The sequence below is a fragment of the Paenibacillus sp. B01 genome (genome assembly GCF_009649995.1).
Classification (GTDB): Bacteria; Bacillota; Bacilli; order Paenibacillales; family Paenibacillaceae; genus Paenibacillus_O; species Paenibacillus_O pasadenensis.
In genome coordinates this window covers 2,039,568-2,060,383 of sequence record NZ_CP045802.1, presented here as the reverse complement: position 1 = coordinate 2,060,383, position 20,816 = coordinate 2,039,568, and the positions used below count along the sequence as shown (strand labels likewise).

General features: G+C 53.2%; 22 protein-coding genes and 1 tRNA gene. 12 read left to right on the top strand and 11 right to left on the bottom strand.

The window, feature by feature from the left end; translation table 11 throughout:
• Positions 1-10 precede the first annotated feature (10 nt).
• Complete coding sequence (locus tag GE073_RS08770; protein ID WP_028597833.1) at positions 11-553, bottom strand: chromate transporter; 543 nt, start codon at positions 551-553, stop codon at positions 11-13.
• A gap of 13 nt (positions 554-566) precedes the next feature.
• The gene (locus GE073_RS08765; protein ID WP_153783272.1) at positions 567-1,172 is read right to left on the bottom strand and encodes a chromate transporter; all 606 of its coding nucleotides are present in this window, start codon (positions 1,170-1,172) and stop codon (positions 567-569) included.
• A gap of 270 nt (positions 1,173-1,442) precedes the next feature.
• Here GE073_RS08765 and GE073_RS08760 point away from each other — a divergent pair, with 270 nt between their 5' ends.
• A complete protein-coding gene (locus GE073_RS08760) occupies positions 1,443-2,642 on the top strand; it encodes an ROK family protein (protein ID WP_153783271.1) in 1,200 nt (399 codons plus the stop codon).
• Between the two features lie 209 nt (positions 2,643-2,851).
• On the opposite strand, the gene GE073_RS08755 is transcribed toward GE073_RS08760, so the two are convergent.
• The 3 genes from GE073_RS08755 to GE073_RS08745 form a co-directional block, all read right to left on the bottom strand.
• Positions 2,852-3,769 (bottom strand): NAD(P)/FAD-dependent oxidoreductase, encoded by a 918-nt coding sequence (locus GE073_RS08755; RefSeq protein ID WP_153783270.1) that lies wholly within the window; start codon positions 3,767-3,769, stop codon positions 2,852-2,854.
• Between the two features lie 99 nt (positions 3,770-3,868).
• Positions 3,869-4,279, bottom strand: a complete 411-nt coding sequence (locus tag GE073_RS08750; RefSeq protein WP_101808911.1) for an RrF2 family transcriptional regulator — start codon at positions 4,277-4,279, stop codon at positions 3,869-3,871.
• A 130-nt stretch (positions 4,280-4,409) separates the two neighbouring features.
• Positions 4,410-4,838 carry a winged helix-turn-helix transcriptional regulator gene (locus tag GE073_RS08745; protein ID WP_153783269.1) on the bottom strand — a complete coding sequence of 143 codons (429 nt, stop codon included), beginning with the start codon at positions 4,836-4,838 and terminating at the stop codon, positions 4,410-4,412.
• A gap of 131 nt (positions 4,839-4,969) precedes the next feature.
• Here GE073_RS08745 and GE073_RS08740 point away from each other — a divergent pair, with 131 nt between their 5' ends.
• On the top strand, positions 4,970-6,157 hold the full coding sequence (locus GE073_RS08740) for an MFS transporter (protein ID WP_101808909.1): 1,188 nt from the start codon (positions 4,970-4,972) through the stop codon (positions 6,155-6,157).
• A 200-nt stretch (positions 6,158-6,357) separates the two neighbouring features.
• Here GE073_RS08740 and GE073_RS08735 read toward each other — a convergent pair whose 3' ends face one another.
• Positions 6,358-7,743 (bottom strand): FAD-binding oxidoreductase, encoded by a 1,386-nt coding sequence (locus GE073_RS08735; RefSeq protein WP_153783268.1) that lies wholly within the window; start codon positions 7,741-7,743, stop codon positions 6,358-6,360.
• A 269-nt stretch (positions 7,744-8,012) separates the two neighbouring features.
• Between GE073_RS08735 and GE073_RS08730 the strand changes: the two genes are divergently transcribed.
• From GE073_RS08730 to GE073_RS08720, 3 genes are all read left to right on the top strand, one after another.
• Positions 8,013-9,179: a glycoside hydrolase family 27 protein gene (locus tag GE073_RS08730; RefSeq protein WP_028597828.1), complete on the top strand. Its 1,167-nt coding sequence runs from the start codon at positions 8,013-8,015 to the stop codon at positions 9,177-9,179.
• A gap of 1 nt (position 9,180) precedes the next feature.
• Positions 9,181-9,384, top strand: a complete 204-nt coding sequence (locus tag GE073_RS08725; protein WP_028597827.1) for a hypothetical protein — start codon at positions 9,181-9,183, stop codon at positions 9,382-9,384.
• A 97-nt stretch (positions 9,385-9,481) separates the two neighbouring features.
• A complete protein-coding gene (locus GE073_RS08720; RefSeq protein ID WP_043110977.1) occupies positions 9,482-10,411 on the top strand; it encodes a VOC family protein in 930 nt (309 codons plus the stop codon).
• Positions 10,412-10,558: 147 nt separating this feature from the next.
• On the opposite strand, the gene GE073_RS08715 is transcribed toward GE073_RS08720, so the two are convergent.
• From GE073_RS08715 to GE073_RS08700, 4 genes are all read right to left on the bottom strand, one after another.
• Entirely contained in the window at positions 10,559-11,191 is a 633-nt protein-coding gene (locus GE073_RS08715; RefSeq protein WP_028597825.1) for a TVP38/TMEM64 family protein, read from the bottom strand.
• A gap of 243 nt (positions 11,192-11,434) precedes the next feature.
• A complete protein-coding gene (locus GE073_RS08710) occupies positions 11,435-11,989 on the bottom strand; it encodes a cyclin family protein (RefSeq protein ID WP_228551377.1) in 555 nt (184 codons plus the stop codon).
• A 796-nt stretch (positions 11,990-12,785) separates the two neighbouring features.
• A complete protein-coding gene (locus GE073_RS08705; RefSeq protein WP_153783267.1) occupies positions 12,786-14,306 on the bottom strand; it encodes a UvrD-helicase domain-containing protein in 1,521 nt (506 codons plus the stop codon).
• Positions 14,260-16,059, bottom strand: coding sequence for an ATP-dependent nuclease (locus GE073_RS08700; protein WP_153783266.1), 1,800 nt, complete (start codon positions 16,057-16,059; stop codon positions 14,260-14,262). Before GE073_RS08700 ends, GE073_RS08705 begins: the two co-directional genes overlap by 47 nt.
• A 256-nt stretch (positions 16,060-16,315) precedes the next feature.
• Between GE073_RS08700 and GE073_RS08695 the strand changes: the two genes are divergently transcribed.
• From GE073_RS08695 to GE073_RS26045, 5 genes are all read left to right on the top strand, one after another.
• Positions 16,316-16,645, top strand: coding sequence for a Mov34/MPN/PAD-1 family protein (locus GE073_RS08695; RefSeq protein ID WP_153783265.1), 330 nt, complete (start codon positions 16,316-16,318; stop codon positions 16,643-16,645).
• 23 nt (positions 16,646-16,668) lie between these two features.
• The gene (locus tag GE073_RS08690; protein ID WP_194843325.1) at positions 16,669-16,971 is read left to right on the top strand and encodes a transposase; all 303 of its coding nucleotides are present in this window, start codon (positions 16,669-16,671) and stop codon (positions 16,969-16,971) included.
• Complete coding sequence (locus tag GE073_RS08685; RefSeq protein ID WP_194843324.1) at positions 16,968-17,810, top strand: IS3 family transposase; 843 nt, start codon at positions 16,968-16,970, stop codon at positions 17,808-17,810. Before GE073_RS08690 ends, GE073_RS08685 begins: the two co-directional genes overlap by 4 nt.
• 145 nt (positions 17,811-17,955) lie before the next feature.
• The gene (locus GE073_RS08680; protein ID WP_153783262.1) at positions 17,956-18,390 is read left to right on the top strand and encodes a tyrosine-type recombinase/integrase; all 435 of its coding nucleotides are present in this window, start codon (positions 17,956-17,958) and stop codon (positions 18,388-18,390) included.
• Between the two features lie 175 nt (positions 18,391-18,565).
• Entirely contained in the window at positions 18,566-18,871 is a 306-nt protein-coding gene (locus tag GE073_RS26045) for a site-specific integrase (protein WP_416362102.1), read from the top strand.
• 294 nt (positions 18,872-19,165) lie between these two features.
• Here the strand turns inward: GE073_RS26045 and GE073_RS08670 are convergent.
• Positions 19,166-19,238: transfer RNA gene (locus GE073_RS08670), tRNA-Ala, on the bottom strand.
• A 268-nt stretch (positions 19,239-19,506) separates the two neighbouring features.
• Between GE073_RS08670 and GE073_RS08665 the strand changes: the two genes are divergently transcribed.
• Both GE073_RS08665 and GE073_RS08660 read left to right on the top strand, forming a co-directional pair.
• Positions 19,507-19,956, top strand: a complete 450-nt coding sequence (locus tag GE073_RS08665) for a MarR family transcriptional regulator (protein WP_153783260.1) — start codon at positions 19,507-19,509, stop codon at positions 19,954-19,956.
• A 49-nt stretch (positions 19,957-20,005) separates the two neighbouring features.
• The gene (locus GE073_RS08660) at positions 20,006-20,758 is read left to right on the top strand and encodes an SDR family NAD(P)-dependent oxidoreductase (protein WP_028597819.1); all 753 of its coding nucleotides are present in this window, start codon (positions 20,006-20,008) and stop codon (positions 20,756-20,758) included.
• The last annotated feature ends 58 nt before the right edge of the window (positions 20,759-20,816 follow it).

Sequence of the window (20,816 nt, the reverse complement as noted above, 5' to 3'; positions counted from 1 at the left end):
GCCGGCGCCGTCAGCTGTAGAGAGCGACGCCGACGAGTCCTGACACGATCATAACGGAAACCGGATGCTTGCGGTAGACGAGCAGCGCGATCAGCGCTCCGGCGAAGAGCAGCAGCTGCGAAGCCGCGAACCAGGAAATCGTCTCGAGCATGCCGCCGCTCTTGGCGAACGATACGGCCGCATAGGCGATGAGTCCGGCGACGGCGGGGCGCAGGCCGTATAGGGAGGCTTGCACCCAGCGATTGTCCCGATACCGGAAAAACAGCGTGCCGAGCAGCAGGATCAGCAGCAGCGAGGGCAGGACGATGCCGAGCATGGCGACGATCGCTCCGGCGTAACCCGCGACTCGATGGCCCGTCAGCACGGCGATGTTCGCCGCCATCGGTCCCGGCGCGATGCCCGCTAGGCCGACCTGATCGGCGAACTCCCGGGCCGTCATCCAACCGTGCCGGTAGACGATCTCATGCTGCAGCAGCGGCACCATCGCATAGCCTCCGCCGAAGGAGAACAGCCCTGCCAGGAAAAACGCGATAAACAGTTCGATCAGCTGCATGGCTGGCCTCCGGTCAGATCATGTATTCAATTTCATGCTCATCGGAACGCCGGGCCGGAATCCGGCCTTTGTTCAAGCGCATGGCCGCGATTCCCGCGGCCGCTCCTCCCGCAAGCACGAGCAGGGGATGGACGAGCGGCTGTCCGAGCAGCATCGCAGCGGCTGCCGCGACGAATATAAGCACGGTGATCCAGTCCACGAGCGCCGTTCGGCCGACTTTATAGGCCGCATAGACGATCAGCGCCACGACGGCCGGACGCATCGCCGTCAGCGCCGCCTCGACCTTGGGATTGTCCCGTCCGGCCAGGAACGCCATCGACAGCGCGAGCACGATCGCGAACGTCGGCAGCAGCATGCCGGCCAGCGCGGCGACGGCTCCCCGCACGCCGGCCATGCGGTACCCGATGAGCGTCGCCGCATTCGCTCCGATCGCTCCGGGCACCGTCTGGGCGACCGCGCACAGGTCCGCCACGTCCTCGGAGCTCAGCCAGTTCCGCCTGTCGACGACCTCGCGCTCGATCAGCGCGACCGAGGAATAGCCTCCGCCGAAGCTCAACGGTCCGATCTTGAGGAAACTGACGAAAAGCTTGCCCGGCAGCTTGAATCCCGGTTCGTTCATCGTCTTCACCTCCATCCGCATCAGTATATCATCTTAATTCCATTTTGGCATTAAGTTATCAACGAGAGCTGATTCTTCGTTCCAAACCCCTCTGAAACAACTCCCATTCCGGCCTTTTCCCCCTTCTTTCGCTTTTGGACGACTCCACTTTATTTGAAATTAACCTAAAGTTGCATTTTTCGGCGGATGCTCGTCGTCTTGCACGATGGTCTTCCCAAGCGAATTCCGTTATACTGACCTTAATCCCATCCCGATACAAGGAAAAAATCCATGAAAAATTCTTCCGATCGCCGTACCGATCCGCCAAAGAAGCGGATCCATGCCCTCGTCTCCTCGATGGGCACCGCGTCGAAAGCCGAGCTGCTGCCCGCCTCCGGGATGACCGGCAGCTCGCTCACCCGGCTGCTGGACGAGATGGTCGCCGAGAAGCTGCTGAGCGCTTCCCGGCTCGGACCGTCCAGCGGCGGCAGGAAGCCGATCCTGTACGAGATCAATCCCGAAAGCGGCTATTTTTTCGGCTTGGAGATTTCCCGCCGCACGTCCTCGCTCGGCTTTTTCGATGCGAGGATGAACGCCAAGGCGCTTCTCCACTGGCGGATGGACGAGGCCATGACGCCGGAGCAGCTCGTCGATTTTGCCGCCCGCAACATCCGCTCCATCCTGTCGGACCACCGGATCGAGCCGAGCCAAGTCCGAGGCATCGGCATCGGAGCCGTCGGCCCTCTCGACCGCAAGCGGGGACTGCTCATCGCGCCCCTTCATTTTCCGGCACCGGGATGGAAGGATGTCCCGATCTGCCGCTTGCTCGAGGAGCGGACCGGCATTCCGGCCCGCCTGGAAAACGGCGCCAACGCCGCCCTGCTAGGGGAGCGATGGGCGATGCGCGGCGACAATCCGCAGCATCTGCTCCATGTGCATGCCGGCATCGGCATCCGCACCGCGATGATGTCCGGCGGCAGCCTCGTCCACGGCTCGGTGGACATGGAGGGCGCCGCCGGACAGATGATCATCCAGATGGACGGTCCGCGCCTGCACTCGGACGGCAATTACGGCGCGTGGGAGGCGTTCGCCTCCGTGCAGGCGATCGAGCGGAAGGCGCAAGCCGACGCCAAGGCCGGCCGGCGCGACGTTCCCGGCGCCGCCGCGGTTCCTCCGGAGCGGATCACGTACGACATGGTGCTGCAAGGGCTTCATGACGGCAGTCCCTACGCCCGCGAGATCTTTCTGCAAGCCGCCGTGCATCTCGGCATCGGGCTCGCCAACCTGATCAACGTCCTCCACCCGGAGACGGTGCTGCTCGGCGGCGCCCTCATCCGCTCCAGCGACCATGTCTACCGGACCGCCATCGAGACGGCCCGGCGCAACATCTATTACTCGCCCCACTACTCGCCCGTATTCTCCAAAGGCGTCCTCCAGGAGGACGCCGTCGTCTTCGGAGCCGCCTTGACCGTATGGCAGGAGGAGCCTTGAACCCGAAACGCCCCGCCGGAGCCGCTGCATACGCGGCTCCGGCGGGGCGTCGTGCGTTATGGTTTAGGCGCGCCATGCGCCGCTGCTGCGGACGACCGGCTGTCCGCTCGGATTTCCAGGCTAAACGGGGCAAGACAGCACGGCCCGCCGCACCGCTTCGTCTCGCTTCTTTTCGTTACGGTCCTGTGCTAACCGACGGCTCGGGCGGCTCATTCCACCGCGTTCCACGCCTCCAGCATGAGCTCGCCCACAACCGCCGCGCCGGCGATCGACCCGAGCGCCGCCGCTTGAATCGCCTGATAGCGCGCCGTCATCGCATCTCCGGCGCAGTAGACGCCGGGCACGCTCGTCTGGCCCATCTCGCTCGCCTCGACCGTGCCCGCCTCGTCGGCGCGGCAGCCGAGCCGCTGCGGCAGGTCGGAGCCCGCCGCCAGCTGCGGAGCGAAGATCATGCCTCCGAATGGCTCGCTCGTTCCGTCCGTCCATTCCACCCGCTCCAGCATCCCGTCCCGCGCCTGCAGCCGGCGGATCGTCCCGGTCCGCACCGCGACGCCATGCGCCTCCAGCTCAGCAATCTGGACTTCGTCCAGCCCTCCCTGGCCGTTCGTCAGCACCGTCCGCCGCGGCGACCAGGCCGCGAGCAGCTTCGCCATGTGCATCGCATGCTCGCCGCGGGCGAGAATCGCCAGGCTGCGCTCCCGCATCTCCCAGCCGTCGCAGAACGGGCAGACGAAGGCGCTGCGGCCGTAAACCTCCTGCAGACCCGGCACGTCGAGCGGAAGGTCCTTTTTGCCCGTGGCGAAAATCAGCTTGCGCGCCTCATATGTCTCGCCTTCCTCCGTGACGATCCGAAACCGCCCGTTCTCGCCTGCGGCCTCGACCGCCTTGCCCGCCCGCACGCGGACAGAAGGATACGGAGCGAGCTGCTCCAGTCCGATGCGGCGAAATTCCGTCGGCGCGATGCCGTCTCGCGTCACGAAGCCGTGGCTCTCCCGGGTCACCCCGTTGCGCGGCTTGCCCTCGTCCAGCAGCAGCGCGTCGCGCCGCGCCCGCCCCAGCACGAGCGCCGCGCTCAGACCGGCAGGACCTCCTCCGATGATGATCGCATCCAGCCTCTTGTCCGCCATTGCTCAATCGCCTCCATTGTAGAGTAATAATATCTATAATTGACCCGAAACGATCCCGCCTCTACTCGCGCTCGAAGCGCCTGCGAGGCGGGAATCGAATCAGGATAATGCCCTCTGCTCCTGCTGTCGGGCGAGATCGGCAATCGTGACGGAGGCGAGATGCGCCTCCATCCTATGCTCCGCTTCTGCCATCGCCTGATGGATGAGGCAGCCGGGATGATGGTGGACGCCGCTGCACTCGTACAGCGACGTCTTGCCCTCGATCGCCTGGATGATGTCGAGCAGGGCGATGTCTCCTGCGCTGCGCCGCAGCCGGTAGCCGCCCGATACGCCGGGCGAGGACTCCACGAGTCCGTCCTTGACGAGCTTCGTCAAAATCTTGGACAAATACGTCGGGGATACCTGCATCCGCTCGGCCAGCGGTCCGACGCCGACGCGTCCTTCCCGTTCGCCGAGCGCGAGGAACAGCATCGTATGCAGCGCGTAATCCGTCGCTTTGGAATATTTCATTCGCTATCGCCTCTTCATTACAGACTTCACGGGTCTATATTAACCCGATTTTGGCAAAAGCGCAACTTAAAAAGCCGGCAAGGGGGCTTTCGCATCCCGCTGCCGGCCCATCCGAACCTTGCACGAGAAATCAGTCCCCAGCGGTCCTCGGCTGCGCTCCTTGTCCTCCGCTCCCCCAGCGGATCGCCCAATTCTCCATTTCCCTCAGCGCCGCCTGGAAATCCCGGCCCTTATCCGTCAAGGAATATTCCACCGTCACGGGCACGCTTGGATATACCTCGCGATGAACGATTCCCGTGCTTTCCAGATGACGAAGCACGTTCGTCAGCGACTGCGTGCGCACGACCGCGACATCCCGCTGCAGCTGCTGGAATCTCCGCGGCCCTTTATAGAGCTCCGCGATGACAAGGATGGACCATTTCGCCCCCAATATTTCGAGCACCGAGCAGATATGGGGATGATGCGATTCGTCCTGGCTCCACCCTCCCTCCTCAAGCTCCTGCTCTTCGATTCCTTCCTGCTTTTCGATTCGCTCCTGCTTTTCGAGTCGCTCCTCCATTGCCTTTCCTCTCCTTTGCCGTTTCGAAAGGAAGTCCATTCCGGTGGACTACGTCCAAACGCTTTGCGTACTTACCTAAATAAAGAAACTTAATTATAATCCAATCAGACAAAAGGAAGGGAACGATCTCCATGAAAACAAACGCGTTTACGATCTACCTGCTTGCCCTCGGCGTGTTCCTCACGGCGACGTCGGAACTGGTCGTTTCTGGCATTCTACCCCGCATCGCCGAGGATGTAAATATTTCCTTGGCCGTCGCCGGACAGCTGATCGCCGCTTATTCCTTGTCGTTCGCGATCGCGACGCCGCTGCTCATCGTCGCGACGAGCCGCATGGACCGCAAGCCGCTGCTGCTGTGCTCGCTGGCCGTCTTCATCGCCGGCAGCGCCTGGTCCGCCTCGAGCTCGAGCATCGAGTCGCTGATGGCGGCCCGAGTCGTGCTCGGCGCCAGCTCCGGCATGTTCCTCGTCGTCTCTCTCGGCATCGCCGCCAAGCTCGTTCCGGCCGACAGGCTCGGACGCGCCATCGGCACGATCATCCTCGGCTTCAGCAGCGCGATGATCCTCGGCGTGCCGCTCGGCGTCGCCATCGCCGACTGGCTGAGCTGGCAGGCGATCTTCATCCTGCTCGGCGCTCTCGCCGCAGCCGTCGGCGCCGTCATGTTCCGCCTCATGCCCGGAGTGGAGGGCGACGAGCCGGTTCCGTTGTCTCGCCAGCTGAAGCATGCGGGCAGCGCAGTCATTTTGACGGCGTTTTTGATCTCGCTGCTCCGTGAAGGAGGAAATTCCGTCTTCCTCACCTATATCTCGCCTTACCTGCAGCAGATGCTGGAGTTCCGAACGGCGGATATCGCGTTTTTGATGCTCGCTCTTGGCTTGGCCGGCGCTTTCGCCTCCCGGCTCGGCGGCGGCCTCGTCGACCGCTGGGGCGCCGCTCGTACGCTTGGAGCTTTCCTTGTCCTGCATGCGCTGGGCATGGCGCTCTTGCCGTTCTTCGCGTTCTCCACGCCGGTCGCGGTCGGACTGATCGCGATCGTGTTCATCGCCTTGTTCGCATCGGGCCCTGCCGTCCAAAGCTACATGATCCAGCAAGCGCCCAAGTCGGCCAACCTCGTGCTCAGCCTGAACACCTCCGTCATCCATCTCGGCATCGCCGGCGGCGCCGGCGCGGGAGGATGGCTGATCAATCGAACGGCCGAGGTGGAGTTCCATCCTTGGCTTGCGGCATCGCTGATCGCGCTCGGCTTCGCGGCCGCGCTGGCCAGCTTCGCGCTGGGTCGCAGGGCTCGGATTCGGGCGGACCGGCGAAGCGCGGCTTGAATTCAAATAAGGGCAAGGGCTTGTCCCTTGGCTGCCCTGCTTGGATGGACGGAACAGGCGCAGCGAAAAAAGAGCCGAAGCGAGGGCAGCCTCCGCTTCGGCTCTGCTCGTCGATCTGACCTAGGGCGTGTTTGCAAACCCGCTCCGAGCCTCTCTCCCGCTTTTTTGCCCCTTGCATCCTTAGCAGGCTGCAGCACGCCCTAAGCTTTGGGCCGGGCCCGTTTCGCTCGCAGCGCCGTCCCTGCCTTGGCCGGCGGAATGCTCTGCGGATTGCGGAATACGTTTTCCGGATCGTACTTCGCCTTCACGCGGCGCAGCCGAGGGTAGTTCTTGCCGTAATAGACCGGGCCGGAAGCTTTGATGCCCTGATCCGGGACGTTGATATAAGAGCCGACGATGTAAGGCTGCAGCCTCCGGCGCGTCTTGCGGACGATCGCGATGTTTTTGGCCGCCTGGCTCGGCTGCACCCAGGAGCTGTTCCACTCCACATAAAACTTCGCATCGCGCCAGTAGAAAGCCGTCGAGCGAGGCGACGGACGGCTGACCGCTCCGCCCCAGTTGAGGAAAAAGAATCCGGCGAACTCGCCCTCGATGTTCTCCAGGAATTCGCGCATCGGCTTCAGCGCCGCGGTCGGGAACGGACGGCGGGCAAAGCCGGAGGAGAACTGGTTGCTTTCGCGATTCGTCAGCACCGGGTCCGGCGGCAGCAGGAACGTCACCGCCTCGTCATACGGCAGCAGCCGGATGATCCGGCTCGTCGGCGTTCCGATGCTCGTCAGCGGCTTCAGCAGCCTTGTCGCTGCAGTTTTGGAGCCGAGGAACAGCCCTTCCATGCTGACGTTGCCGCCCTTTTTCGGACCGATCGACAGCTCGCTTCCGAGCCTGTCGTCCACGCTCGGCGCCCATTGCTGCCAGGCGAGAAGCACTTCCTCGAACTGCTCCCACGGCCATGTGATCCGGTAGACGGTCGCCTTCGCCGGAGCCTTGCGAACCTTGAACTTATACCGGGTGCAGATGCCGAAGTTGCCTCCCCCGCCGCCGCGCGAAGCCCACAGCAGATCCGCGTTCCGCTTCTTGGTGGCGTGGAGGATCCGCCCCTTGGCATCGATCATTTCCAGGGCGGTCAGATTGTCGCTGATAAGGCCGATCGTCCGCTGGAGCGGGCCGATGCCGCCGCCGAGCGTGATGCCTCCGATCCCGACGGACGGACTGTCGCCGAACGGAGCGATGAAGCCCCGCTTCGCCAGCGCGTGGGCGAGCCGCCCTACCCGGTTGCCGGCGCCGACGACGACGGTGCCCTTGGCTTTGTTCAGCTTGATCTCGTTCAGCTTGCTGACATCGATGACGATGCCCCCGGTTACTTGGGACAGATCGCCTTCCAGCGCATGGCGGCCGCTTCTCGCCCGGATCGGGACGTCGTTCTCCCGAGCCCATTTGATCGCGTTGGACACGTCTTTGGCCGTCCGGGCAAAGACGAACACCTTCGGAAAGCGGTCCGTGTGCGGATCCCAGTTTTTGCGCGCGGCATCATAGCCCGGTTCGCCGCGAAAAATGACTTTTCCAGTCAGCTTCGTGTTGGATTTCATGGATCCAGCTCCCATCGGGACAAGTGGGCATCTCGCCTTGACGCGGCCAGATGCCCTCTATCCTATGTGGGGCATTCGCGGACGGAATGGGCCCTTGCGGCAAGCCGGGAAGGACCGCGGAGCGTTCCTGCTACATCTCTCTATGCTCCCGCCACATTCTTCTATTCGCAACCGGCTGCGATTCTGGTTTAATCCGAATAGACGACATCATGCGGCGAGCGTTCCTCCCGATCGGATCGACGGCGCATGATAAAGAGAGGATGAAGGAAATGGATGCTAACAAGCCGCTTGGCCTGACGCCCGCTTTGGGCTGGAATTCATGGAATACGTTTACATGGGATATCAACGAGGAGCTGATCCGCAACGTCGCCGATCTATTCGTGACGGATGGCTATAAAGATGCCGGCTACGAATATATCGTCATCGACGACTGCTGGAGCTTGAAGGAACGGGATGCCGACGGCAATCTTGTGGCCGATCCGGCCAAATTCCCCAGCGGGATGAAAGCGCTGGCCGATTATATCCACGCCAAAGGCTTGAAGTTCGGCATGTATTCCTGCGTCGGCACCCACACTTGCGCCGGCTATCCGGGCAGCTTCGAGCATGAGTTCCAGGATGCGGCGCTGTTCGCCGAATGGGGCGTCGATTTCCTTAAGTACGATTACTGCTTCAAGCCCCGCCATATTTCCGGCGAGCTGATGTACAAGCGGATGAGCCTCGCCCTCAAGAACAGCGGTCGCGACATTCTCTTCTCCGCCTGCAACTGGGGCGCGGACGATGTGTACGACTGGATCCGCGAATCCGGCGCCCATACGTACCGGTCGACCGTCGACATCCGCGATTTCTGGGATTCCATCAAAGAGCTCGCCATCTCCCAGCTCGACAAGACGCCGTATACGGGACCGTTCAGCTACAACGACCTGGACATGCTCGTCGTCGGCATGAACGGCGGCAGCAACGACGCCTTCATCGGCAGCAAGATCGGCGGCTGCACCGACATCGAGTACAGGACCCACTTCGCGCTCTGGGCCATGATGGGATCCCCGCTCATGATCGGCTGCGATATCCGCAACGCGAGCGAGGCGACGAAGGACATTTTGCTGAACCGGGATCTGATCGCCATCAATCAGGACATCGAAGGGCGCGGCGCCTACCGGATCAAGCCGGAGCCGAACTGGTTCCATAACGACGAGGTGTTCATCCTCGTCAAAGTGCTGACGGACGGCGATCTGGCGATCGGCTTCTTCAACCTGAGCGACACCCAGCGCGAAGTGCCGGTGCTGTTCTGGGATCTCGGGCTGCCGCATGCAGCCGGCTTCTCCCTGTCGCTGTACGACTGCATCGAGCATGCGGAGCTGGGATCGTTCAAGGAACGTTTCGCTCCGGTCGTGCCTGCTCACGATTGCCGCGTCGTGCGCGCCAAGCTCGTCCGCTGAAATGGCCGGCCCCCGCATCTGCACCAGCTGCCGCGTGCCGCTCCAGACGGATGACGTCGCCATCTACCTGAAGCTCGTGTCCCGCTTCGCGCAGGACTTCCTCTGCATCGACTGCCTCGGCGTCAAGCTGAATTGCGGCCGCGAGCCGATCGAGAAGCTCATCCAGCATTATCGGGCTTCCGGAAAATGCTCGCTGTTTCGTTGATGGAATAGGATTTCACGACGAAAGCAATCGGGAAGAAACGGATGCATCCGTTTTAGGTTAAACTCAAGGGGATGAACCTAAAAGGAGGCCGTTTACGATGAGCATGCACCAATCGGGTCTGGATCGGGGAATCGTTCCGCATCTGTGGTTTGACAAGGAAGCGAAAGAGGCGGCAGAGCTCTACAGCAGCGTCTTTCCGGATTCCAGCATCAACAGCGTGACGCCCTTGAACGACACGCCTTCCGGCGATGCGTCCCTCGTCTCGTTCCAAGTATGGGGGCAGCCGTTCATGGCGATCTCGGCAGGACCGCATTTCAAGCTGAATCCCTCGATCTCGTTCTTTGCCAATTACGATCCGTCGCGGGAACCGAAAGCGAGGGAAATGCTTGACGAGGCATGGGAGAAGCTGGCCGAAGGAGGAACTCCTCTCATGCCGCTCGGCCCATACCCGTTCAGCGAACGGTTTGGGTGGATCCAGGACAAATTCGGCGTCAGCTGGCAGCTCATTCTGACGAATCCGGACGGGGAGCCGCGTCCGCCGATCATCCCTTCCCTGCTGTTCGTCGGCGCCAACTGCGGCAAGGCTGAGGAAGCGCGCGACTTCTATCTTTCGGTGTTCCGCGACTCGCAGCCCGGCGAGCTCGTTCGTTATGGACCCGGCATGGAGCCGGATCGCGAGGGAGACGTCATGTTCTCCGACTTCAGGCTGGGAAGCACCTGGTTCACGGCGATGGACAGCGCCCATGACCACTCGTTCCAATTCAACGAAGCGATTTCCTTCGTGGTCCGTTGCGACACCCAGGAAGAGATCGACTTCTACTGGGACAAGCTGTCCGCCGTTCCTTCAGCCGAGCAATGCGGCTGGCTCAAGGACCGCTACGGCGTGTCATGGCAGATCTGTCCCAGCGCCATGGACAAGATGATGGCCGAAGGAACGCCGGAGCAGCGGGTCCGCGTCACGAAAGCTTTCCTGAAGATGAAGAAGTTCGATCTGGCAGAGCTGGAGCAGGCTTATCGGGGAGATTGACGAGGGCAGCAGCTTTACCTGAAAAAACGCCATCCCGGTCGGGAGGGCGTTTTTTTTGGTTCAACCTGCGTCAGCTTTGTCTTTATGGACAGAGCGTCTCGCCTACCGCCGCCGGGGAGCCGGCTTAGCGTATTTTCGGCTATGGCCTCAGCTTTGCCGCTCTTTTTGGAAAGAGCGTCTCGCCCACCCGCGATAGCCGATCAGCGTCACGGCTAAAAAGACGCCGTAAATGGCGGCCGCCGCCCAAATATTCCGCGCGTCGTAGACGAGGCCGTCGCCGATGACGACAAACAGCAGCATCGACGGCACCTTTCCGAGCGCCGATGCGACGGCGTACACGCCGAACGAAACGCGGCTGAGCGCCGCATACACGTTGATGATGATCGACGGGATGACGGGAATGAGCCGTGCGAACAGGATCATCAGAAAGGCATTGCGCTCGAACAGCTGCGTCATCCGATCGAGCCGGCCATAGCGTGCCAGCATGCGCTTTCCCCAGTCCTGAAAGACGTAGCGGATGAACAGGAACATGAGCAGGGAAGCGGCGGTCGAGCCGACCCAGGTGACGATGCCGCCCTCGATCGGGCCGTATGCCGCGCCGATGACGGCGCCGACGACCGGATACGGGATGACGGGAAACAGCGCCATCCCCGTCGCTGCCAGCATGACGGGCAGGGCCGACTCCCGGCTTTCGATCCAGCCGAGGATCGGCTCATGGTACAGGTAGACGACGACCGCAATTCCGGCGTACAAAATCGTCATCGTTAGCTTTTTGATCATGGATGCGCTCTTTTCCGGTTCGTCATTAGCGTGCTTGCTTCTATGATACGGAATGGGCGGGGTGGATACAAATGCGGGGCGAGGCCGTCGATCCATGAATGGGTTTTTCTGGTTCAGATCAAGTCCCCGCTTTGGACAGAGCCTAAAAGCTCATACGAGTAGACTTTTCCTGATGGTCCAGCCGGGACAGGCCTCAGCTTTCCTTTTTGCGCGAGCTCGCGACAGTACTTGATGACGGTCTGCTTATGCAATTCCAGTTCGACTGCCGCTTGCGCCGGCCGAATGATTCGGTGATGACGGACCGCAAAAACGCATCCATTCGCGCTCTATCTTCCCATGCCGCCGATTTCCTGTTCCCGAATGATCTATGCCGGAATTCAAGTATGGGGCCAATATATTCCGTAGAACGGCCTCAATGTAAGCTGGATTTTCTTTCAACTCGTCCAATGAAATCGCGATCAAGCGGCATGAAAAGGATTGCAGGAACATTCCGCGGTTCAGGTCCATCCGATACTTCGTCCGGTCCTTGCCGTGCGAGCCATAGTCCATGATTTCGATCGCAAAGCGAAGAGTCCCCACGATCCACATGAAATCGACGAAATACGATCGCCCGCGCCAATCCATCACTTCATACTCGGGGTGCAAGTCATGAAAATGGCCCACGAGCGGCCACCATGTTTTCTCTGCAAAGAATCGATTTCCATACCCATGGCCTCGCTTCAACGCATCTTTTCGCTCCCCTTCGCGTCGATTCAAATGCCCCTTGATCCATTTTTCATGTTCAGCTTTGAAACTCATCCTTATCCACTCCCTCTGATAGATTACAAAAACGCCCCGAAGCTCCTGCACATTCGACAGGAGCTTCGGGGCGTTCTTCGCCACATCATTGAGCTTGTATGATATTTCATATAAATCTTCTTTTTACATCGTCATTCTATCGTAATTGTATGATCGATCATACAAATAAACCCTCATCAGCAGCTCCATGCCTCATTTTGTATGAGGCTTCATACAAAACTGTCAAATACTCGATCCTGATAAGATCTTTTGTATGAAAAATCTTATAAAACGCTTCGCCCTGTTAGGAAAAGAAAGAGGGTATAAAGTGCGACTAAGTCCTTTCGAAATCCATGTTCCGAGTGGACAGCCATAGCCCATACTGTCTCTAACATTGATGAAATAAAGAGCTTTGTTTTCATAAGCATCCCCTCCTTGGGTTTCGTAGGAGCTACTACCAGACTAAAAAATCTAATCAAAGATAGTCCTATGACAAACGTCAAGGCTATGGGAACTGCACACAACATGACAAGTTGTCCTGTATAAGGGCATCCTGCCCCTGTCAACCAATAACTTTTTTAGAACAAAAAAATGGCATTTCTGCCGTTTGTGTGTGGTGTTGGTGGAGCCTAGGGGGATCGAACCCCTGACCTCATCGCTGCCAGTGGAGAGATGGGTTTTTTTACGCTAGTGAAAGAGCGGAGGGAAGCCTTGTGAGACAAGGCTTTTCTGACTTTGATGGTTCTACGTTCGAGGTGACGTGGCGCTCGAAAATGAAAATTGTGACCAAAAGTGTGACCAATTAGGCCTACCCGAATTAATCTACACATTTCACTACCTGTTCAACTATTTTAATACCTCTCTTTTCTATAACCTGTTCAAAGTAATTATAATAATTTGCATCATCTATCATCATAATAAACTTCTCTTTTGCTCTTGTAATACATACATAATGATTATGAATGTGTTCGTTGTTGTATATTCTATAGTATCTCGAGAAACTAATAACTTGATCAAATTCTAATCCTTTTGAAGAGAAAACCGTCATAACTTTGTATTTTTTTTCATTTATCTGAAAAGCCATTTCATATATACTATTTGATACACTATCATGAAATTTTAATATTTCATCTTCGCTTATTGAAATCCCAAGATATTCAGCTAATTTAGACAAAATCAATTCCATTTTTTCAATTGATAAAGTTTCACTTTTCTTGAGATCACTCACAATACTCTCCACTTCATACCTAGTCTGATTTCTTTCATCAATATTTGAGTTCTCTAAAAAATCGTAAATGGTATAAGCAACATTTTTACAGTATAGTGCCAACTCTTTTAAGAGTTGACCATTGGGAAGACCCTCGTCTATAGGGGTTCTTGGTATATATGCAAAATCAAAACCTTCATTTGTTAACAATTCAGCAATTCTTCGTGCATCATTGTTAAAATTCGATATAATTGTTATTTCTTTATTGAGATCAATTAATTCATCCCCAATTAATTCATTAAATTCTTCTACTATAAAGTTCCTTCTACTATTCTTCTTAAATATCACATGTTCTACATTACCTAAAATAGCTTTATAGTATTTATCGTTATGATATAAATTCGCGTAATTCTCTATTTCTTCGTGGCATCTAAAGTTAGTTACAAGTTCAAATGAATTGAAATTTTCACTTGCTAATTGCTCAAAAATATTACTCATTGCTCCTCTCCACAGATAGATTGCTTGTTTCGCATCACCTACTATAAATAACTTAAGTCCTAGGGTATTCTTTAAATACATAAAAAATAAATGCATATCAGAGTCCGAATCCTGGTACTCATCTACAAAAATAACAGCATATTTAGATTTAATGTATTCTTGCGCAGCTTGAGAGCCTCTGATAATTGTGAGAGCTATTTGAAAGTTAAAATTAAACCTGTTATCATTGTAACTCCCTAATTTTTTTATCTTACTTAGTTGCTCTAACCCTGTGGAAAAATCATTAAATTTATATTTATCATCGTAATCGACAGCATAATCTCCTGAATAAAGTATCCCTAAAGCATCTGTAATAAATGGGCGAATTACTTCTTTTTCAATAAATGAGTCATTTGTCATTACAGAAAAAGGTTTTTTAATTAGTTTAGAAGCTTTTTTTCTGATTTCATTCGTAGCTTTCACTGTAAACGTAATGGCAGCGATAGTACGATGATCCTTTATTTTATTTAATTCGATTGCCATTTTTTTCACCATTATTGTTGTCTTACCGGACCCTGCACTTGCTGATACCAAGATGTTACCTTCGTTATTGAGTATCGCTTCTCTCTCCGTCTGATCCACTAGGTTGCTCATATTTCACCAACTTTCTCAATGATTCAAATAGAGGATGTTGAATAATTTTTATACAATCATCCTTAAGAAGAGAATTTGTTAATTCTATCATATTAATTAATTTATGATCCTGTAGATATTTAATTGGATTTTTCCCTAATATCTCTGTCATTCTACTTCCAATAACCTCAAACAGATCATGCTCCAAATCTAATTTAGATAAATAAATCTGTTTATCTTTCATTCTATTTATTTCATCAGAATATCTATCATAAATCTTTAATTTCATTTCAGCTATTTTTTTGATTTTAGTGCTTTCCGAAAAAGTTTTCCCTCCTTTATGAAAATAATCAATTTCAACTGGTTCTATTGAGGGGGTATCATTATCTTCTAATTCAATATTCAATAGATTCATGCATCGTTGTAATCCTATTAGGTCAAAAACCTTGGGTTGCCCTCTTTTTGCTTTCAAATCATTATCAGTCTTCACAATGACATCAATATTAAGTTTTTTTAGCACCTTTGAATATGGTTTAAATTTGATTCCGCTTACGTCTAATATATATCCGCCATCTAATTCATACGTAGGAAACACTTCTTCTAATATCTTCTCAAATAAAACTTTTTCTGACGGACCTTCTACAAGAAGCACCTTTTCTGCAAATAATGCTGTAGCTAGTGATCTGTTCAGTTCTTTCTTCACTTGTTTATATTCATCATCCACTTGATAAATGTAGGATTCACAAACTACTGTCTCTTTTGAATAAATCCTAATTAGTGAAGCATTATCCATTTCATATAACAGTTCTGAGGAATGTGTAGATAAAAAGAAATATTGATAAACTTCTGAACTAAATAGTTGTTTGGACAAAGCTATTTGCATTGACCTATGTAAACTATTCTCTGGCTCCTCGATTAAGAAAATAATAATTCTATTCCCTTCTCGTGCTTTAATTAAGTGATTTAGTAACGAATATGCAAGAATTTTCTTTCTTCCATCTCCAGATGTAGGATAAATATTATCATCGTTATCCTTCTTTATATATGGAATCAAATTCGAAAAATATCCATTAATAGATAACTCAGATTTCATTTCGATATTCACTTTCTCTTTTTTAAGTTTTTTGTACTCCTCAGTTATTGATGTTTGAAATGATTGAATGACATTCATACTGCTAATTTTTGTGTTTAATTGAATTCCTAAATCTTTAATCTCTTTAGAGATACCAATATCTTGTTCATCAAGTTTTGTTTGATCGAATAACTTTTTTCTGTTCTTAGAAAATGTTGTTGATAAATCTATTGTTGGATCAACGTAGACAATGTTAAATATTTTATCTATAGGACTAAATGATCCTTCTTGGACTATTTCCTCAAGTTCATCCACTTTATTTCCCCAAAATAATTTTGGAATTCCTGCTTCTTCCCCTTTATCATAAGTACCCTCAACTTGAAAAAAGAAACTGTTTAATTCATCACTTGATCTTGCTCCACCAACTTTTGCAATAATGTGTTTAGAATCATTGTTTTCAACTCGATCTGATAAATCAACACCCAAAGTTATCCTAATCACTTTTTCTGTAAGAGATTTATAAAAGTCGCTTTCCTTAAACCCATTTTTCCGCATATCTCTATCCAATAAAAATCTCATTGCACACATTAAATTTGTTTTCCCCATATCATTCATTCCGAAAATTACATTTTGATTAGTTAGATTAACTTCTACTCGAAGAAAATTACGAAAGTTTTCTATTACGAGACTCTTAAGTTTCATAAATAATCCCCCTAGTTACAATACCCTCTTACAAAGCAGTTCCTATAATATAAGTGCTTTCGACATATATCCATGACTATATTCCTACATCCTTCTACATAGTTCGCCATCTCATTATCCATAACCTTCCAAACAAACGTTCTGTTTGATCTCTTTGTCTCTTTCGTACTGCACAGTATTAATCAGATTTTGACTTACATATTATACCCCTGATACCTATGCATGATAGGTAGTCCTCACAAGAGACTAATTATGCATGAGCCGGACACAATCAAATGTGTTCGGCTCTTTCTTTATCCAATTTCACTTATCAGGAGGAATCAAAAATGAACTCAAATCAAAAAGAAAATTTGAAATCGCTTCTGTCCCAACTTCTGAGAGAACGACAGGGCAGCTACCCATTCAGCAACTTTTCGAACAGTTTCCTACGACCTCAGAACTATTAGATGCTACTGAACAGCAACTGACTGAGATTAAAGGTATTGGCATGTGCAAAGCGCGTCAAGTCACTGCAATACTTAAGCTGGCAAAAGCTCTCACTGCAACTAGAATAAAAAGTGGACACCCTCTAACGGACAGACAATAATGACCGTAAGTGGAGGTGTACTCATGACAGAGGAACGTAGGCGCCAGCATTATAACGAGGATTTTAAGAAAGAAACCGTCAAGTTCATTCAAGAGCAGACCAAGTCACTGGGTGACATTGCCGAAGAATTGAACATTCCCAAGAGCACGCTGCATCAATGGCTGGCCCAGTACCGGGAATTCGAGCACGAGCCGGTGAACAACGCCGAGCTGATCCGGGAGCTGAAAGCAGAGCTCAAAGCGAAGGAACGCCAGATCAGCGAGATGGAGGAAGAATTGGCCATTGTAAAAAAGGCGGTGCACATCTTCAGCAATCCACGGAAATGAAATTTCAGTTCATTGAGGACTCCCGCTTCGAATTTCCGTTGGAGAAGTTGTGCAAGGTCATGCAAGTGTCGCGGAGCGGATTCTACAAATGGAGCCAGGCGCTTCCCAGCGCCCAGGCTCAGTCCAAAGCCGACATCCAAGAGCGGATTCGGTTCCACTTCCATGATGCGCAGCGTCGGTATGGAGCCCCGAAGCTGACGGTGTTGCTCCGGCGGGAGGGATACGCCATTTCCGAACGTACCGTCAGTCTTTACATGGCCGAAATGAAGCTTCGTGCTTGCGTTTCAAGCCGCTTCCGAGTGCGCACGACCGACTCTGACCATGACCACCCCATCGCTCCAAATCTCTTGAACCAGCAGTTCGACGTTGAGAAGCCGAACCAAGTATGGGTGGCGGATATCACCTACATTCCTTGTCGGGAAGGGCGACTGTATCTGGCAAGCGTCATGGATTTATGCACCCGTGAAATTGTCGGCTGGACGCTTGCAGGCCATATGAAGACCGGGCTTGTTTTGGATGCGCTGGAGAAGGCCTATGCGAGCAAAAAGCCGCCCGCTGGCCTGCTGCACCATTCGGACCGAGGCAGTCAGTATGCCTCAGAAGCCTACCGAAGCGGGCTGGAGCAGTACGGCATGACCGCAAGCATGAGCCGCAGAGGCAACTGTTATGACAATGCGAGCATGGAATCGTTCCACAGCATTCTCAAAAAAGAACTCGTCTATTGCACGCGATTCTTGACTCGAAAGCAGGCCTCGCAAGACATTTACCGCTACATTGAATTCAATTCTTTTACAACCGCAAGCGAATTCACGGTTCGCTGGGCTACCTGTCCCCGGTAAGATTCGCGGCTCAATTCGACGTCCAAGCCTGAACTCCGTCCGTTACAAAAGTGTCCACTTTCTTGACAGAGGTCCATTCAGTTTCCACTTCAAATTAATTTGACCTCTAACACAATTGTAATCAAAAATATTGGAGGTATTGTACATGCAGACAAAAATCAACAAAGGCGAAACGAACGGAACCTATTGGTTCGTAGTAAGTGCCGGAAAGGACGAATACGGCAAACGGAGACAAATCAAGCGCCGTGGCTTTCGAACGTATAAGGAAGCAGCGAGAGAAATGCGGAAGCTGTTGCAGCAAGTCGATGACCAAACGTATCTCAAGAATTCCAAGATCAAATACCATGATTTCCTCGAAGGAGAAGGGTTGAGCAGCAAAGCTTTAAGACTGCGACCTATTACGCTGGGAACGTACAAACTGAATATTCTAAACCACATCAAGCCTTATTTCCAGAATCAAGAGATGAGTAAAATCACCACACAAATAATCGAGAAGTTTTATGCGCATCTATCCCAAAGCAAGGGATTGTCGGAGCGGTCGATACAGGATATTCATAGGATATTCATAGGATATTCATAAGATATTCATAAGATATTCATAAGATCTTCAAAAGCTCGTTCAAAACGGCAGTAAAGCGAAACACCTTTCCTACAGTCCGGCGGCGGAGGCCGAGGCCCCAAAAGTACCTAGAAAAGAGATGAGCGTCTGGAATCTGGTATGAATCCGTACAGTTCCTAAAGCTATGTAACATGAACTGTACCTTGCATTTTTGCTGGCGTTAACCACAGGGATGCGACAGTCTGAAATATTGGCGCTGAGATGGAAAGACTTAGACATTGAGAATGGTGTACTTTATGTCCGTCAAACGCTCAGTCATGACAGCAAGCAGATATATCAGGATACCAAAACTAAATCCAGTATGCGAACCATTACGCTGATTGATCGTACCCTTGAAGATTTGAAGGAGCAGAAAATGAAATACGAGAAGAAACTGCGTTCTGCCGGAGCGTTCTTCCAAGACAATGATCTAATCATATGCACCAGATTGGCCCCCTATTAATCCCCGCAATCTACTCTGCACGTTTTATGACCTGATGAAGAAGGCTACCAAAAGCATTCGAAGGAGGACAAAATAAATTGCCCTGACTTTAACAGAGGACAGGGCGATTACTTTTCTTTGAGAATAATAACAGTCTGAGCGAAGCGCGATGGTTTCCGAAAAAGCCGCAATCTCATCAAAAAATTCCTTAGTGTGACCAAACGTGTGACCACAGCCTCAAATCGCCGCCTTTTCAGGCATAGAAAAAACCGCCAAACACCCGGAATCCCTTGTGTTTAGCGGCTTTCTTTTGTATGGAGCCTAGGGGGATCGAACCCCTGACCTCATCGCTGCCAGCGATGCGCTCTCCCAGCTGAGCTAAGGCCCCGTATGATCATGTCGTATGTATGTCATCTGCTTCGTTAGAAGAAGATTTGCTTACCGCGACAAGAAAGAATATACCATGCTACCGAATAAATTGTCAACACTTTATTCAATATTCTTTTCACCGCTCCGTGCGATATGTCCAGCTGCTGCGTCATCTACTGGCTTTTCCGGCGAATGCCAGTTGCAATCCGCTAAAAAATGTTCTAACCTATTAATTGTTAAGACCTTTTAACTATTATTGAAATGAACCTATTCGACATGCGAGGTGAATGCCGCTGAACCCTCAGCATCCTCTCTCCCGACTGGTCGGAGAGTACATGCAGACGCTCGTCGAGCGCTTTACCAAGCTGCAGGACCCCGCCTTGTCGGCGCCGCAGTATTCCATCCTGCAGACGCTCGCCCGCGAAGGCCGCAAAACCTCGTCCGAGCTGGCGGCCCGCCTCGAGGTGACGCCCTCCGCCGTGACGAACCTCAGCACGAAGCTCGTGCAAAAGGGATACGTCGAACGGATCGTCTCCGAGCAGGATCGCCGGATCATGTTCCTGCAGATTACGGAATCCGGGATGGCAGCCGAAAAAGGACTGCTGGACCGATTCGAAGAGCTGATGGACGGAGCCTGGGAAAGCTTCACCGAAGAGGAGCAGCTGCTGCTCGAACGCTCGTATCGGCAGCTGATCGACCATCTGCGGCAAGAAAAGAACTCCACCGGGACATCTTAGCATGGGCAGCATCCAGCATCCCAATTCATCGAATGCGGAGGAATCAACTATGGATCGACTCAAAGGAAAAGTCGCGATCGTAACCGGCGCAGCCGGAGGCATGGGCAAGGCGGACGCGCTGCTGTTCGCCAAGGAAGGCGCGAAGGTCGTCGTCACGGATTTGCAGGAGGACAAGCTCCAAGCCGTCGTCGAAGAAATCAAGGCGGCCGGCGGCGAGGCCGCAGGCTTCAAGCATAACGTCGCCTCCGAAGAGGACTGGCAGCGCGTCGTTTCCGAAGCGAAGAACGCTTTCGGCAAGATCGACATCCTCGTCAACAACGCCGGCATCTCGGACGCCACTCCGTTCATGGACCAGACGGTCGACAACTGGGAGCGCGTCATGAAGATCAACGTCACGAGCATCTTCCTCGGCCAAAAATACGTCATCCCGCATATGATCGAAGCCGGCGGCGGCTCGATCATCAACATCTCTTCGATCGCCGGCCTGACCGGCGGCAGCGGCACCGGACCCTATACGGCCAGCAAAGGCGCCGTCCGCCTGCTGACGAAGGCGACTGCGGTCGATTATGCGAAGCACAACATCCGCTGCAACTCGATCCATCCGGGCTTCATCGAGACCCCGATGACGGTCGACATGTTCAAGGATCCGCAAATGGTGCAGTGGTTCCAGATGCAGACGCCGCTGCCGCGTCTCGGCAAAGCGGAGGACATCGCGAACGGGGTGCTGTTCCTCGCCTCCGACGAGTCCTCCTATATTACCGGCGTGGAGCTGCCGATCGACGGCGGCTACTACGCGAAGTAATCCTGCCTGCCGCGGCTGACTGCCGCCTTGTAGCGGCTGCTGCCTCATAGCGGCCGGC

What these genes read in the sequence shown, in the direction of transcription:
- GE073_RS08770 (WP_028597833.1), bottom strand. Translation starts at nt 553, where the DNA reads ATGCAGCTGATCGAACTGTTTATCGCGTTTTTCCTGGCAGGGCTGTTC.
- GE073_RS08765 (WP_153783272.1), bottom strand. Translation starts at nt 1,172, where the DNA reads ATGAACGAACCGGGATTCAAGCTGCCGGGCAAGCTTTTCGTCAGTTTC.
- GE073_RS08760 (WP_153783271.1), top strand. Translation starts at nt 1,443, where the DNA reads ATGAAAAATTCTTCCGATCGCCGTACCGATCCGCCAAAGAAGCGGATC.
- GE073_RS08755 (WP_153783270.1), bottom strand. Translation starts at nt 3,769, where the DNA reads ATGGCGGACAAGAGGCTGGATGCGATCATCATCGGAGGAGGTCCTGCC.
- GE073_RS08750 (WP_101808911.1), bottom strand. Translation starts at nt 4,279, where the DNA reads ATGAAATATTCCAAAGCGACGGATTACGCGCTGCATACGATGCTGTTC.
- GE073_RS08745 (WP_153783269.1), bottom strand. Translation starts at nt 4,838, where the DNA reads ATGGAGGAGCGACTCGAAAAGCAGGAGCGAATCGAAAAGCAGGAAGGA.
- GE073_RS08740 (WP_101808909.1), top strand. Translation starts at nt 4,970, where the DNA reads ATGAAAACAAACGCGTTTACGATCTACCTGCTTGCCCTCGGCGTGTTC.
- GE073_RS08735 (WP_153783268.1), bottom strand. Translation starts at nt 7,743, where the DNA reads ATGAAATCCAACACGAAGCTGACTGGAAAAGTCATTTTTCGCGGCGAA.
- GE073_RS08730 (WP_028597828.1), top strand. Translation starts at nt 8,013, where the DNA reads ATGGATGCTAACAAGCCGCTTGGCCTGACGCCCGCTTTGGGCTGGAAT.
- GE073_RS08725 (WP_028597827.1), top strand. Translation starts at nt 9,181, where the DNA reads ATGGCCGGCCCCCGCATCTGCACCAGCTGCCGCGTGCCGCTCCAGACG.
- GE073_RS08720 (WP_043110977.1), top strand. Translation starts at nt 9,482, where the DNA reads ATGAGCATGCACCAATCGGGTCTGGATCGGGGAATCGTTCCGCATCTG.
- GE073_RS08715 (WP_028597825.1), bottom strand. Translation starts at nt 11,191, where the DNA reads ATGATCAAAAAGCTAACGATGACGATTTTGTACGCCGGAATTGCGGTC.
- GE073_RS08710 (WP_228551377.1), bottom strand. Translation starts at nt 11,989, where the DNA reads ATGAGTTTCAAAGCTGAACATGAAAAATGGATCAAGGGGCATTTGAAT.
- GE073_RS08705 (WP_153783267.1), bottom strand. Translation starts at nt 14,306, where the DNA reads ATGAGCAACCTAGTGGATCAGACGGAGAGAGAAGCGATACTCAATAAC.
- GE073_RS08700 (WP_153783266.1), bottom strand. Translation starts at nt 16,059, where the DNA reads ATGAAACTTAAGAGTCTCGTAATAGAAAACTTTCGTAATTTTCTTCGA.
- GE073_RS08695 (WP_153783265.1), top strand. Translation starts at nt 16,316, where the DNA reads ATGAGCCGGACACAATCAAATGTGTTCGGCTCTTTCTTTATCCAATTT.
- GE073_RS08690 (WP_194843325.1), top strand. Translation starts at nt 16,669, where the DNA reads ATGACAGAGGAACGTAGGCGCCAGCATTATAACGAGGATTTTAAGAAA.
- GE073_RS08685 (WP_194843324.1), top strand. Translation starts at nt 16,968, where the DNA reads ATGAAATTTCAGTTCATTGAGGACTCCCGCTTCGAATTTCCGTTGGAG.
- GE073_RS08680 (WP_153783262.1), top strand. Translation starts at nt 17,956, where the DNA reads ATGCAGACAAAAATCAACAAAGGCGAAACGAACGGAACCTATTGGTTC.
- GE073_RS08665 (WP_153783260.1), top strand. Translation starts at nt 19,507, where the DNA reads ATGCCGCTGAACCCTCAGCATCCTCTCTCCCGACTGGTCGGAGAGTAC.
- GE073_RS08660 (WP_028597819.1), top strand. Translation starts at nt 20,006, where the DNA reads ATGGATCGACTCAAAGGAAAAGTCGCGATCGTAACCGGCGCAGCCGGA.